This window comes from Achromobacter sp. GbtcB20, from assembly GCF_019091095.1.
GTDB classification, from domain to species: Bacteria; Pseudomonadota; Gammaproteobacteria; order Burkholderiales; family Burkholderiaceae_B; genus Achromobacter; species Achromobacter mucicolens.
Genome location: NZ_JAGXJZ010000578.1, coordinates 1 through 266, shown reverse-complemented (window position 1 = coordinate 266; position 266 = coordinate 1). Strand labels below are relative to the sequence as shown.

Below are 266 nucleotides of genomic sequence, written 5' to 3'. Positions count from 1 at the left end.
GTATCGCGTTCGGCCAGCTTGCCCGCCAGTTCGGCCTTCAGGGCGATCAGCGACAGCGAGTGGCCCAGCAAATCGTGCAGGTCGCGCGAGATGCGTTCGCGTTCGGCGATGGTGGCCATGTGCTCGACCTCTTCCTGCTTGCGCAGCAATTCCTGGCGCGCACGGCGCAGGCGCGCATCCATGATGGAGCCCAGGCCCACCGGCCGGCTGATGGAGGGGAACGGCATCAGGAACAGGATCCGCATCTGGCCCCCTTCGACCCCCAA

1 protein-coding gene is annotated in these 266 nt (G+C 66.5%); it reads right to left on the bottom strand.

From position 1 onward, the window contains the following. Positions 1 to 245: histidine kinase (locus KVT32_RS32570; RefSeq protein ID WP_305864305.1), on the bottom strand; the 245-nt coding region annotated here is incomplete at its 3' end. Positions 246 to 266: the final 21 nt, after the last annotated feature.